General features: G+C 51.8%; 13 protein-coding genes. 5 read left to right on the plus strand and 8 right to left on the minus strand.

The window, feature by feature from the left end:
• Positions 1-9 precede the first annotated feature (9 nt).
• From fliE to KO508_RS16690, 6 genes are all read right to left on the minus strand, one after another.
• Positions 10-378 (minus strand): flagellar hook-basal body complex protein FliE, encoded by a 369-nt coding sequence (fliE, locus tag KO508_RS16665; RefSeq protein ID WP_216009403.1) that lies wholly within the window; start codon positions 376-378, stop codon positions 10-12.
• A gap of 412 nt (positions 379-790) precedes the next feature.
• A complete protein-coding gene (locus KO508_RS16670; RefSeq protein WP_216009404.1) occupies positions 791-2,239 on the minus strand; it encodes a sigma-54-dependent transcriptional regulator in 1,449 nt (482 codons plus the stop codon).
• Positions 2,240-2,251: 12 nt separating this feature from the next.
• Positions 2,252-3,490, minus strand: a complete 1,239-nt coding sequence (locus tag KO508_RS16675) for a sensor histidine kinase (RefSeq protein ID WP_216009405.1) — start codon at positions 3,488-3,490, stop codon at positions 2,252-2,254.
• A gap of 240 nt (positions 3,491-3,730) precedes the next feature.
• Positions 3,731-5,182 (minus strand): sigma-54 dependent transcriptional regulator, encoded by a 1,452-nt coding sequence (locus KO508_RS16680; protein WP_216009406.1) that lies wholly within the window; start codon positions 5,180-5,182, stop codon positions 3,731-3,733.
• A 71-nt stretch (positions 5,183-5,253) separates the two neighbouring features.
• On the minus strand, positions 5,254-5,607 hold the full coding sequence (locus tag KO508_RS16685; RefSeq protein ID WP_216009407.1) for an SOS cell division inhibitor: 354 nt from the start codon (positions 5,605-5,607) through the stop codon (positions 5,254-5,256).
• Between the two features lie 89 nt (positions 5,608-5,696).
• Positions 5,697-7,055, minus strand: a complete 1,359-nt coding sequence (locus tag KO508_RS16690) for a DUF1329 domain-containing protein (protein WP_216009408.1) — start codon at positions 7,053-7,055, stop codon at positions 5,697-5,699.
• A 178-nt stretch (positions 7,056-7,233) separates the two neighbouring features.
• Between KO508_RS16690 and KO508_RS16695 the strand changes: the two genes are divergently transcribed.
• Together KO508_RS16695 and KO508_RS16700 are read left to right on the plus strand one after the other, a co-directional pair.
• The gene (locus tag KO508_RS16695) at positions 7,234-7,734 is read left to right on the plus strand and encodes a DUF6586 family protein (RefSeq protein ID WP_216009409.1); all 501 of its coding nucleotides are present in this window, start codon (positions 7,234-7,236) and stop codon (positions 7,732-7,734) included.
• Between the two features lie 49 nt (positions 7,735-7,783).
• Positions 7,784-8,044: a hypothetical protein gene (locus tag KO508_RS16700; RefSeq protein ID WP_216009410.1), complete on the plus strand. Its 261-nt coding sequence runs from the start codon at positions 7,784-7,786 to the stop codon at positions 8,042-8,044.
• A gap of 9 nt (positions 8,045-8,053) precedes the next feature.
• Here the strand turns inward: KO508_RS16700 and KO508_RS16705 are convergent, their stop codons facing one another.
• Both KO508_RS16705 and lexA read right to left on the minus strand, forming a co-directional pair.
• On the minus strand, positions 8,054-8,554 hold the full coding sequence (locus KO508_RS16705) for a cell division inhibitor SulA (protein WP_216009411.1): 501 nt from the start codon (positions 8,552-8,554) through the stop codon (positions 8,054-8,056).
• Between the two features lie 43 nt (positions 8,555-8,597).
• Positions 8,598-9,206, minus strand: coding sequence for a transcriptional repressor LexA (gene lexA / locus KO508_RS16710; protein ID WP_216009412.1), 609 nt, complete (start codon positions 9,204-9,206; stop codon positions 8,598-8,600).
• A 228-nt stretch (positions 9,207-9,434) separates the two neighbouring features.
• Between lexA and KO508_RS16715 the strand changes: the two genes are divergently transcribed.
• Genes KO508_RS16715 through KO508_RS16725 form a run of 3 tightly spaced genes read left to right on the plus strand, consistent with a single transcriptional unit; the run spans position 9,435 to position 11,880 of the window.
• Positions 9,435-10,436, plus strand: coding sequence for an amidoligase family protein (locus tag KO508_RS16715; protein WP_216009413.1), 1,002 nt, complete (start codon positions 9,435-9,437; stop codon positions 10,434-10,436).
• Positions 10,429-11,160, plus strand: coding sequence for a gamma-glutamyl-gamma-aminobutyrate hydrolase family protein (locus KO508_RS16720; protein WP_216009414.1), 732 nt, complete (start codon positions 10,429-10,431; stop codon positions 11,158-11,160). The genes KO508_RS16715 and KO508_RS16720 overlap by 8 nt, the downstream gene beginning before the upstream one ends.
• 30 nt (positions 11,161-11,190) lie before the next feature.
• On the plus strand, positions 11,191-11,880 hold the full coding sequence (locus KO508_RS16725; RefSeq protein ID WP_216009415.1) for an SIMPL domain-containing protein: 690 nt from the start codon (positions 11,191-11,193) through the stop codon (positions 11,878-11,880).
• Position 11,881: the final 1 nt, after the last annotated feature.

The raw sequence follows: 11,881 nt of genomic DNA on the forward strand, positions 1-11,881 counted from the left end.
GCTCCGTTATCAGATTGGCATATTCATGATGCTTTCATAAGCTTTAACTACCCGGTTACGCACCTGAGTTAAGGCTTCGAAAGAGACTGAAGACTTCTGGGCAGCAATCATCACGCGGGTAATGTCCACATTGGGATCACCCATATCGTAGGCCGTTCGCAGCTCACTGGCATTCTTCTGAACGTCGTTTACCGTATTAACGGCTTTGCCCAACATGTCATTAAAACTCGTCGTTTCTTGAACTTGATCAACTTGGCGTGGCCCGTCAATACGACCTCGTACCGATTGGTCTTGCTCAACACGCTGGTTTTGATTCATTTGCGAACGCAGTGAGCGAATATCGGACAGAACACTGTTGATGTCGGCACGCTGAACCATAACTTTCTCCTGACACCACCCCGCAGAGGGCAGGCTTGCTGGTATGACTGTATGGATTAAGACTAAGCAATGGTTAGGCCATAATCACTTTTTTCTTGATTTACAACAAGTTACTGTCGAATTTTGTCGGTTAAAGTTTGGCGATGACAGAGTTTTGACAGAGCAAACCTGTAAGGCAAGCTTTGGATGAGGATGGTGAAACACAGCTATCGTGTGAAGTTACCCACAATTGCTGTGGATAAGATTGTTAACAGAGCTAGGACAGGTTCCGTACAACGCCATGGAATGGGCTCTACCGGCAATTGGTGTGAAATTGATCAGACTGCAGGAAAGCCCAAGAACTGCTAAAAAAAGGCACTCGCAAGAGTGCCGAATAAGAGGGATGTTAACGAAGGACTACTACAAAAACGGATTATGCCATTGCCAACTCTGCATCTAGATCAATACCAGCGTCCCGCATCTGTGCCAGCTTATACCTCAACGTCCGCGGGCTTATACCTAACTGCTCTGCAGCCCGGTTACGACGCCCGCGCTCGTTTCTCAACGTCTGGATAATGATACGGAACTCTTGCTGGCGTAGATCATCTCCCAGCGATCCGACTTCGATTGATGCCGCATCTGCAGTAACAGGCTGATCCTGATACGCCGTGAAGGGCTCTTCCACGTTCGGTGCAACTGGTTCCACCACAGTTTTTGCAACCGCTGAGCGATGGCCGTCAAAGCGTCCGCTGGTGCCGATATCGAGGCACAGGTCAGCCGCGTGGATCACATTCCCTTGATGCAAAACCAGAGAACGCTGGATAGCATTATCCAGTTCCCGCACGTTCCCGGGCCAGTTGTGCTGAGCAAGCGCGCTGCGGGCATCGGCCGCAAAGCTAATGCCGGTCAATTTCATCTTCCGGCAGTGCTTTTTCAGCAACGAATTTGCCATAGGTAGAATATCCAGCGGACGCTCCCTCAGGGGCTGCCAATGCATCGGGAACACACTCAACCGGTAATACAAATCTTCCCGGAACCGCCCTTCCTGCACAAAATCCGCCAGATCACGGTTGGTAGTGGCAATCACACGCACATCCAATGTGATGGTTTTACGCCCACCTACTCGCTCCACTTCCCGCTCTTGCAGAACCCGGAGTAACTTGGATTGAAGCCCTGGATCCATTTCCGAAATTTCGTCTAGCAGTATGGTTCCACCATTAGCTTGTTCGAACTTGCCTGGGGCGGATGCAACTGCACCGGTAAAGGCGCCTTTTTCATGGCCAAACAGAATGGCCTCAAGCATATTCTCCGGAATGGCCGCGCAGTTTATGGCAACAAATGGCTGATCCGCCCGTGGAGATTGCTGGTGGATATACCGTGCCAGCACCTCTTTACCGGTTCCACTTTCACCAGAAATCATCACCGTAGAATCGCTGGCAGCTACTTTTGCTGCTAACTGGAATATGCGCTTGCTGGCCGGATCTTCGGCCACAGGCTCATCGCCGGTTTTCTGACGGCCACCACCCACCACTTTGGTCACCGCATCAACCAACACTTTCGGTTCAAACGGCTTTACGAGATAGTCCACAGCTCCGGATTGCATGGCAGAAACAGCATGGCTAATTTGCCCATAGGCTGTAATGAGCATCATTGGCAAACCGGGATACAAGCGCTGCACTTCTCCCAGCAGTTCATGGCCGGAAAGCCCAGGCATGTTTACATCGCTGACAACCATATCAACCGGCGACTCTGCCAGCCGCACCAAAGCTTCGTGCGCGTTTGATGCTTCGCTTACGCGAAACTTAGCCAGCTCCAAGGTAGTTACCAGCGCTTCGCGCAGGTCACGGTCATCTTCAACAATTAGAATCTGGGCCTTGGCCATGGTTGCCTCCGATCACACTTTATTATGCAAAAGCGGCAGACGCAGCGTTGCAACCGCGCCTCCCTGCTCCGGCGATTCAATAGAAAACAGTCCTTGGTGGGCCTTCACAACTGCCTGCACAACCGCTAGCCCAAGCCCGGTTCCGTGGGATTTGGTTGTATAGAAAGCCTCTGACAGCCGACCGGCCTCCGTGCTCGCGAAGCCCGGGCCGTTATCCATAACCCGAATTAACAACTCACCCGCTTGTGCTGTCGCTTGGATTGCCACGGCCGTGGCCCCGGCTTCAAGACTGTTATTCACCAAATTGGTACAAGCTCCCACTAACGCATCCCGGTTACACATCAACCGGCAATCCGCAGACACTTCATTCTTTAACATTACATGTGAGCCAGCGGATGGTTTGATCCCTTCTAGCGCAGATTCAATAGCCACAACCAAGGTATCGGCCGACAACTCCTCCGCTAGACGAGTTTCACCCCGTGCAAAAATCAACATATCCCGCACTTGCTGTTCCAGATGCGTAAGGCGAGACATCAACCGGGAGGCGCACCGCTGGCGCATCTCCTCATCAAGGTCGTCCTGAGTTAAGTGCCCGCCATAGAGAATGGCTGCAGATAAAGGCGTGCGGATCTGGTGGGCAAGCGAGGCCACCATCTTACCCATGGCCGATAGCCGCTGAGCATGGGCAAGCTGCGACTGCAGGTGACGAGTTTCCGTTAGATCGGTCAACAAAATAAGTTGCCCCGGCTGGTTCTCCATCGTCCGGATCTCAATACTCACGCGACGACCGTCTTTCAGAGATACCTCATGACCATCATCCCGGCGCGGCGAGAAGCAGCGACGAATCACATCTACCCAACGCTCACCTTCCAAGGGCTCTCCCAACAAGGCGATGGCCGCCGGGTTGCTCTGGGTGACCACACCTTGGCTATCCAGAACAACCACGCCTGCAGGCAGCGCTGTTAGTAGAGTAGAAAGCCGGTCAGCCAGTTGCTCTTTCTCTTCCAGTTCTTGCTGGCGCTGCAAAGACTCCTGACTCAATTCGCCAGAGAGCTGATTAACCCGCGACTCAAGCGTGCGATAAGAATCGGTAATCTGCCGTGACATCTGGTTGAACATCTCCAACGCAGAATCCACCGCCTCATCATCCTGCTGTGGAAACAACGCTCTAACCTTATCGTTAGCGTCCGCTGCCGCATTGGCCTGAGCCTCATGCTCCACCGACTGAATGACAAACTGTGCCTGACTCATAACCTGACTCCCGATTAACCCAAAACAGCGGGTCACACCCTTAGGATGATTCGTTTGCAAGTTACTAAGCCAGCTCCGTGCCAACTAGGAATTTATATTTATAATCAATAACTAAGAAAAATAAAGAAAGGTAGGCGACGGTTTTACGTCGTCCAAAATCGAGAAAACGCCAAAGGCTGTAAACCTTTGACGTCTTATTGTCACAAGAACGAGAAGCTTAATACGTCATCGCTCAAACACTCAGGATCCCTCGGATTCTTCCTCCCGAAGCCCGTACTTCCGAACCTTCTCAACCAGAGTTGTCCGCCGAATCCGAAGCTTCTCCGCAGCTCGCGCCACCACACCGCCTGCCTCGTCCAGCGCCTGCTGAATCAATTGCCGTTCAAGGCCAGACAAGTAGTCTTTCAAATCAATACCATTAACCGGCAGCAAAGCGGGGGCGTCTAGCCCGACTAACCCCGGAATACCAGAAGGCATCCCGGAATCCTCCACTGGGCGATTCTCGTCATAATCGTCCACATAACGAAACTTCTTTGGCAACTCCTGCACGCCGATCACGCCGTAAGGGTGCATAATCGCCAATCTCTCCACAAGATTCGCAAGTTCACGCACATTACCCGGCCAGTCGTGCCTGCATAGGCTCATAATGGCTGCAGAGTTCATCCGCAACGATCCCCGCTTTTCCTTTTCCATGCGAGAAATTAACTCATTTATCAGCAGCGGAATGTCTTCTACGCGATCCCGTAACGAAGGAACCTCAATAGGGAAGACATTCAACCGGTAATACAAATCCTCCCGGAATTCGCCGGATTCGATCATTTCCTCGAGGTCTTTGTGGGTTGCAGCAATTACCCGAACATCTGCAGAAATTGTCCGGTTACTGCCTACCCGCTCGAACGTGCGCTCCTGCAATACCCGTAGGATTTTTACTTGCATATTGAGGGGCATATCGCCGATTTCATCCAGAAACAGCGTGCCGCCCTCAGCCAGTTCAAAGCGCCCTACCCGGGCTGTAATTGCACCCGTAAACGCACCCTTTTCATGGCCAAACAACTCACTCTCAAGCAGCTCCGCGGGAATCGCGCCACAGTTTACTGGCACAAAAGGCTTTTCACGTCTTGAAGAGTGGTAGTGGAGGTTTCTGGCGACTACTTCTTTGCCCGTGCCGGAAGGGCCGGTAACCAGCACACTTACATCTTTATCGGCCACTTGTTCCATAAGTTGCCGCACCTGCTGTACCTTGCGGCTGGTGCCCACCAAACTGCGGAACAACTGCAAGCCACGCTGCTGACCACGCTCTTTAGAGCGACGGAACTGGTCAGTAAATATCTGAGCACGATAAAGAGAATCAACAAACTTGGTATAGTTAAGCGGCCATTCCATACGGGCAATAATGCGGGCTGCACACTGCTCCGACAGGCCTTTGAGCACGGGGTCACCAACCAGAAGAAAGGGCACGCCCTCGACGGATCGACAAACCGTTTCGATAGTGGCAGCGATTTCAGGGTCTTCACCGTCCACGACAGCAACGGAAATGTCCGAGAGGCTTTCCTCATCGCCAGATTCGAGCAGCGCTAGCGCTTCCTTACCGGCAAAGACCTGCTCTTCACCGATGAACTCCAGAATGGTCACCATGTCCCGGCGCCTCGATTCATCCTCGCTCAGCACCAGCACCTTGTTGTTTTTAGACATTCACAGGAATCTCTTTAGGGTGTGTGAGCGGTATTTAAGACTGTAAACGCAAAAGAGTCAATTTTATGACGCTATTTAGGTCGAGTTGTGGATACGTTCTGGTATGCCTTGGCGGCACTGCGATTGCGATTCACCCCTTTCAAGGCTTGTTCCGCTTCAGCCTTAGCGCGAGTCGCGCCTTCACCAGCTGCGTCCATAAACTGGCGCAACTCTTCCAGTCGCGCACGCACCAACTCTGGATCAACCTGACCAGCTTCCAGTGAGGTCATCAAGGGCTCTACTCGGGGCTTTATCTGCTCATTGAGGCGAACCAAAGCATCCCAGTCCTGATCGCGAAGGGCGCAACCTAGCTCCGCCATAAGCTCATCAAGACTATCGAGATGAATTTGGAGCTCAGAAGAGGAAGGGGCTTGAGGGTCAGCCATAAAGCAATGTCCTTGCTGAAAGAGTTGAGAATCGGGCGACCCTAGTAGGCTGCCAGCAAGCACTGGCAACCGAATCCATTACACCAGTATCAGCGGCGGGCTGCGCGCCTCGCAGAGGACGCCGAAAACTCATTGCCTCGGTAGCCCGGCTCAAAATCGTAGGCTGGGTAGTTATCGTCCAAGCCGTCTATGTAATAGCGCTTCGCTTTAAGGTCGTAAGTCATTTCCATGGTAGTCCAAAATGCTGGCACGCTGTAATAGCTAATGTTGTGAGCTTCGGATACCCGCCACAAATTGCCTGCCTCATCATACTCTTCGGACATCAGGATCTGCCAACTGTCTTCATCAACATAAAAAACTCGGCGGTCGTAGATGTGCTTGATGCCAGTACGGCGGGTTGCTTCAACCACCCAAACCCTATGCAGCTCATAACGTGCCAGCTTCTGATTGATATGGCCTGCGCGGATAACATCATTCGGCTTTACCGACTGATCGTGCAGCATGTAAGCATTATAAGGGACGTAAAGCTCACGCTTGCCTTTCAACTCCCAGTCGTACTGGTTCGGCGCGCCGTTATACATATCTTTCTGGTCAACTGAACGCAGCGACGAAGAATTGGGCAGATCCGTTTCATAGGCAAGATTCGGTGAACGCCTCAGACGCCGCGAGCCTGAGTCATAGCGCCATGCTAGCCGGGGTGAGCGCACTTGATCCAAGGTTTCGTGCACAAGTGTAATCGTTCCGGCGATAGAAGATGGCGAAATCGTATCGGTCTTAAGATAGAAAATCTTGTTATCGATTTCCTCAAGCTCGGCGCCTTGCTTGCTGTAAGCAAAGTAGTATTCGTATTGGGTAACAACCGGGTTGTAGGAACCGTCTACTTGGGGGGTCGCCGACCCACTACGAAAAGACACCTCTTCACCACGGTATCGCAAAATGTGGTTCCAAATAACTTCAAGACCGCTTTTCGGAATTGGGAAGGGACTGGTCGTAATAGTGTTGCGCACACCATTACCGTTATCCAACACCTCTGCACTCAGCGCATTCTCGTAAGACTTCCCATATACACGTTCGGGAAACGCAGCTGTTCGTCGAGTCTGGTAAACCGGCATAAAGAAATTCGGCCCGTATTGACTCAACATCTTGCGCGAGCCGTCAGACAGCTTGTCTTTATAGAGATGCATATTGTCCGCAGTGATCACGAACAGAGGCTCGTCATTCGGGAAGGGATTGACTTCAACCTGCCCCTCACGCCAGTTCGCAGGTGCCTCGGACAACCCGCCTGTCCACTCTGGAATGCTGCCGGAAGCATTTGCCCCGCGCACCGCGCCAACCGGCGTCAGGTCCTGCTTTAGACGTTGCGCCTCAGCAACCGACACTGCTGACAAAACCTGCCCGGAAAATCCGAACGAAAGCAGTGCAATACATGCGATAAGGTGGCTCCGCATTCTTCACATCCTCCAGACAATCAAAAAAACCATAATCAGCATGTACTTTTTGCCAAATTCAAACGCCCGTTTCAAGAAAATGTTTGTGTTTTATTGTCACCTGATTGCACGACTGAAGGGGTAAAGAAATCTTCGAACCAAAATGTTAAGATAGCGGATTGCTTTAAGGTGACGTTTGATGGCTTCTCAATGGTATTCGCTGGTTTCACAAAAACTGTTTCTGGCCAGCACGCTGCTAGACACGCCCGCACCGGCCTCCATTGCTGCAAGCCCGTCGCCGATACAAAAACTGCAGCAAGAGGCAACAACTCAAGGCTGTATCGAGTTACTGCTAAGAGCAAGGCTATTGTTACTCGTGATGGTTGCCAGGCTGTACCAAAGGCGGTCGGAGACGCCTTCTTCTGTAGCAGAACTCGCAAACTTGATTGGCGACCAAACTGCAGAAATACAGATGCTTTTTGCGCTTGAGCGGAATAGCGGAAGCTGGTGGAAGCATCTTGACCAACTTGAGGCCGCGCAAAACAACCCGCCAGCCATGCGCAAGACGGTAAGCGCGGAGAATATTATTGCCGTATCTGCAGAAGCTGGGCCTGAACGCTCTGCCCAGTCCCTCAGAGAAACCCTAAAAGCCATGAAACAGTTTGCCGACAACTTAGAAGAACAGCACGGAGAGTGGTAATCCCTCACGTACACATCTTTCGGTTTTCAACTTTATAAAGGTTATTGAAATGTCACCATCGTTTTTCGAGATTGTACAATTAAACAATGGCGATTACGCCCTGCGACGCATTGACGATGATAGCGCGCCACTAGTAAAAATTTCGTTTTCGACAGAAGCCCGTGCAATGATGGAAAACCGGGATATGGCGGTTGCAAAGGCAATGATTGCTGCTGGTATTGAAGCCGTTGGAAATGTGTCTCACGACATCGACTGGGAAGATGACGAGCTGGACGTTTTAGACGCTCAGCCCGCTTACACACTTCACTAAAGTGCCAGCTTAACGCTGCCTGAGCACTACGCCGTGACTGTTGCCTTCGGCAGCCGCTTTTTGCAAGGAAGAAAACGCAGCTTTGCCCAGTTTACCTGTCCACATGACAACTGCGTGGCAAGTTCCAGCGCTGAGGGCAATTTCTGCAAGCTGGCGCGCCGGGTATTCCGCAGTGGAGCGCAAAACCAAAAGTTCACCAGTAACAATTCCGTGCATTTTCTGCCACTTGCTAACGAGTGCCTGAGGCGGATCGATCCACGCCAGCCAACGCTTCTCCTGATTGAGCTGGGTCAACATCGGCAATAGCAGCTGGAAATTCTCCACCTGACCTTCCGGCAAGATGATTTCCGTAACATTGCCAGCCGGGCCAGCTGGCCTAGATTCTCCCACATTGGAAGTATGCCGAGCTCGAATAACCGTTCTCTGCTTTCGAGCTGTATGTTCCGGCACCGGGGTAGGCAAAACACTTTGCTGCCACGCCATGTTCTGATTGAAGCTAAGTTGTTCCATAAGTCACCCGTTTCTCAATGTGTTTGTTGGTATCCCGGTTTGATCAGTGCAAATCAGACCGTCGAATAACACCCACACCCAACCCTTCTATGAACAGTTCCTGCTCTTTGAGGTCGATTTCGATAGGCGCGAATTCTTCGTTCTCAGCAATCAGATAAACCATTGCGCCTTCCTTTTTAAACCGCTTCACTGTGACTTCATCCCCTACTCTTGCCACAACTACTTGGCCGTTGTGCACATCTTGAGTGCTGTGCACCGCTAGCAGGTCGCCATCCAGAATACCGATATCCTTCATACTCATACCCCTAACACGAAGCAGGTAATCGGCGGAGGGGGAGAAAAACTCGGGCTTCAACGTGCAGTGGTCTTCAACATGCTCCTGAGCCAAAATCGGGCTGCCTGCAGCTACTTGACCAATCACCGGTAACCCGGGGTCTTCAGCAACGTCTGGTAGACGAATACCCCGGCTGGCTCCCGGAACCATTTCGATGGCGCCTTTCCGAGCCAATGCCCGCAAATGTTCTTCCGCAGCATTCGCCGAGCGAAACCCCATTTCTGTGGCGATTTCTGCACGTGTAGGTGGGTAACCGGTTTCATCGACCGATCGACGAATAATTTCCAGTACCTGAGTTTGTCTTGCTGTCAGCTTCATTGTTTCGCTGCTCCGCTTTCTGCATGCAGGGCTTGTGCATGCCGGACTGATATCTGATGACGTATACAGTGAACTAGCCATCCTGTTCTTTTATACAGTGTTCTGACTATATACAGTGTTTTATCCAGTGTAAAGACAGGCCCTCTATTTTCTTGCAGGCCGTTAACTATTGGCACTTACGTAGTGTGATAGAGTGAAAAAATATTCCATTCAGCATTAGTGGGTTTTATGAGCCAAGGTATCGCATTGAAAATGCCAGACATAATGAACACCGCGGATGGCAAAGCGCGCAGAGTGGGCGTGGAAATTGAGTTATCAGGGCTGGGGTACCTTCAGCTCGTGGAGCTGGTTGGGAAGTTGCTAGGAGGCGAGGCAAAGCCCGAGTCTCGCTATGTAAGCAAGCTTGAAACACCTTTGGGCGATTTTATTATCGAGCTTGATTCAGATCCCATCAAAGACCTTGATCTGGCAGACGAACGTTTGCCCGAGTCCATTCGAGAGCTTGGCGGGCACGCTATGGAAGTTATAGACGCGGCCGCCGAGATGATTGTGCCATTGGAAATTGTTAGCCCGCCGGTGAAGTTTTCGGACTTGGACCAGATTGAAGCGCTGGTTGAGGAACTTCGTAAAGCCGGTGCGCTGGGCAGTAGGGAAGCTATTTATTTCGCGTTCGGCTTACAGCTTAATCCGGAGTTACCCGACCTCAAGTCCGCAACGCTCATTCGTTACTACCAAGCGTTTGCCGTTCTGTACGACTGGCTAAAGTCTCGCCATCAACTGGATATCAGCAGAAAATTCACGCCTTATATTGAGCCTTGGAGCAGCCGTTATACAGACTTGCTGATTGCGGATGGGTATGAACCAGATCAACGCCAGATGATGGTCGATTACCTTGAATACAACCCCACTCGCAATCGCGCTCTGGACCTTCTTCCACTGTTTGCCCATCTGGACAAACCCTTGCTCGACCAATATGTAGAAGACCCGCGTATTAAAAGCAGACCAACGCTGCATTACCGGCTCCCAGATTGCGACATTGATAATCCTAAATGGCACTTTTCCAGTGTTTGGAACGATTGGGTGGTGGTAGAGCGACTCGCGAACCATGCAGAGGATCTTAAGGAGTTGCGTGCTCTATTCAGAGAAAGCCGGAAGATCAGCCTACGCAACCTAACCCATAGCTGGCTGGAAACCTCGGCAAACTGGCTAGAAAGCAAGGGTTATGTCTGAGCTACGCAACCCTGAGGACAGCCTGCCCGGCCTAACGATAGGCATTAGTGGCCCCTCCCGAAAGCGTGTAGCCCAGCGCCTGATAGCGCTTGCGCTGCGGCTCAAAGGCGCACACACCTATTACATTCGGCCAGGAGCGCGCGTGGATGTGTCGTTGCTGGACGGTTTAGTGCTCTCCGGAGGCACACATGTGCATCCGGAGTTGTATGAGCAGGAGCCGCAGGTCAGCGCACGTTATGACCGCGCACGAGACGCCACTGATCAACGGCTGCTCAAACAAGCAGAGGCTATAGGTATTCCCGTGTTAGGTATTTGCAGGGGCGCCCAGTTCATCAACATATTCCACGGTGGGTCTCTGTGCCAGAACGTGACCCCTTTGCGGGTAAATACCAGACACCGCCCTTTGTTGTTACCCATGCAGACGGTGCGTCTGGTAGCTACAAGCCGACTGGGGCAGCTAATGGGTGCACCGGTAATCGGTGCCAATCGGATACACAGCCAGACAATCAAAAATCTAGGTAAGAACCTGAAAGTAACGGCGGTGGACAACGACCTGTTTGTTCAAGCCATCGAAAGTACCCGGGGGCAGTGGCTGATGGGGCTTCAATGGCACCCCGAATACCTGCTTTACCACAGCGGGCACCGACGCATCTTTGGCCAGTTTCTAGAAGCTGCCCTCTCATTCAAATTAGCTCGGTTGGAGTTTTTACCCAGCAGAGCCTAACCGTATACCCGCTTAGGGGAGGAATATCGCATGGCAAAGAATCACCTGAAAACCCATATCCTTTATGCACTGCCGCTTCTTTTTCCGGGCTTGGCGTTGGCTGGCGAAGTGTCTTTAACAGGCGAAGGCACCGTTCGCTATGAACCCGACAGCGCACGCTTAACATTTACCGCCAGAGCAGAACACGAGCAATCCGATAAAGCCACCGAGCAAGTTTCATCCTTGATGGATCAATGGCGCAAGGGTATCAGTGAGTACCGGAACAAGCTGCAGGAATATTCCGACGCCTCGGTTAACTTGTACAGTCGCACCCTGCCTTCTGAATCCAGAGGACAGGAACCGCAAAAAAGAGCTGTTGCCTCACAGACTATTAGCTTCAGTATTTCGGATTTATCACTGCTCAACCCTATTCTGCAACAAGCTCAGTCGCTCGGTCTGAATTACAATCTCGGCCCCCATCAATTTTTCCATTCCGAGGAAACACGAATGGAGCAGGAAGCCTTGGCTCTGGCCATTGCCGATGCGAAATCCCGCTGCGAGTTTGTAGCCAAGCAAGTGGACCAGAGCTGTGGCGATGTTGTATCGCTTAACATTAACGGTGGCCACCGCCCTGTGCCGATGATGATGGCGGCAGAGGCAAGGGGCGGCTCAGATACAATATCCAGCGTGGGGGAGAGAGAAATCAACGCCTCGGTGAACGCAACGTTCGAGCTGGACTAGG

Origin of the sequence: Marinobacter salexigens (genome assembly GCF_018860765.1) — a bacterium.
Taxonomy (GTDB): Bacteria; Pseudomonadota; Gammaproteobacteria; order Pseudomonadales; family Oleiphilaceae; genus Marinobacter; species Marinobacter salexigens_A.

Coding starts and splice junctions, on each gene's coding strand:
- fliE (WP_216009403.1), bottom strand. CDS start 378: ATGGTTCAGCGTGCCGACATCAACAGTGTTCTGTCCGATATTCGCTCA.
- KO508_RS16670 (WP_216009404.1), bottom strand. CDS start 2,239: ATGGCCAAGGCCCAGATTCTAATTGTTGAAGATGACCGTGACCTGCGC.
- KO508_RS16675 (WP_216009405.1), bottom strand. CDS start 3,490: ATGAGTCAGGCACAGTTTGTCATTCAGTCGGTGGAGCATGAGGCTCAG.
- KO508_RS16680 (WP_216009406.1), bottom strand. CDS start 5,182: ATGTCTAAAAACAACAAGGTGCTGGTGCTGAGCGAGGATGAATCGAGG.
- KO508_RS16685 (WP_216009407.1), bottom strand. CDS start 5,607: ATGGCTGACCCTCAAGCCCCTTCCTCTTCTGAGCTCCAAATTCATCTC.
- KO508_RS16690 (WP_216009408.1), bottom strand. CDS start 7,055: ATGCGGAGCCACCTTATCGCATGTATTGCACTGCTTTCGTTCGGATTT.
- KO508_RS16695 (WP_216009409.1), top strand. CDS start 7,234: ATGGCTTCTCAATGGTATTCGCTGGTTTCACAAAAACTGTTTCTGGCC.
- KO508_RS16700 (WP_216009410.1), top strand. CDS start 7,784: ATGTCACCATCGTTTTTCGAGATTGTACAATTAAACAATGGCGATTAC.
- KO508_RS16705 (WP_216009411.1), bottom strand. CDS start 8,554: ATGGAACAACTTAGCTTCAATCAGAACATGGCGTGGCAGCAAAGTGTT.
- lexA (WP_216009412.1), bottom strand. CDS start 9,206: ATGAAGCTGACAGCAAGACAAACTCAGGTACTGGAAATTATTCGTCGA.
- KO508_RS16715 (WP_216009413.1), top strand. CDS start 9,435: ATGAGCCAAGGTATCGCATTGAAAATGCCAGACATAATGAACACCGCG.
- KO508_RS16720 (WP_216009414.1), top strand. CDS start 10,429: ATGTCTGAGCTACGCAACCCTGAGGACAGCCTGCCCGGCCTAACGATA.
- KO508_RS16725 (WP_216009415.1), top strand. CDS start 11,191: ATGGCAAAGAATCACCTGAAAACCCATATCCTTTATGCACTGCCGCTT.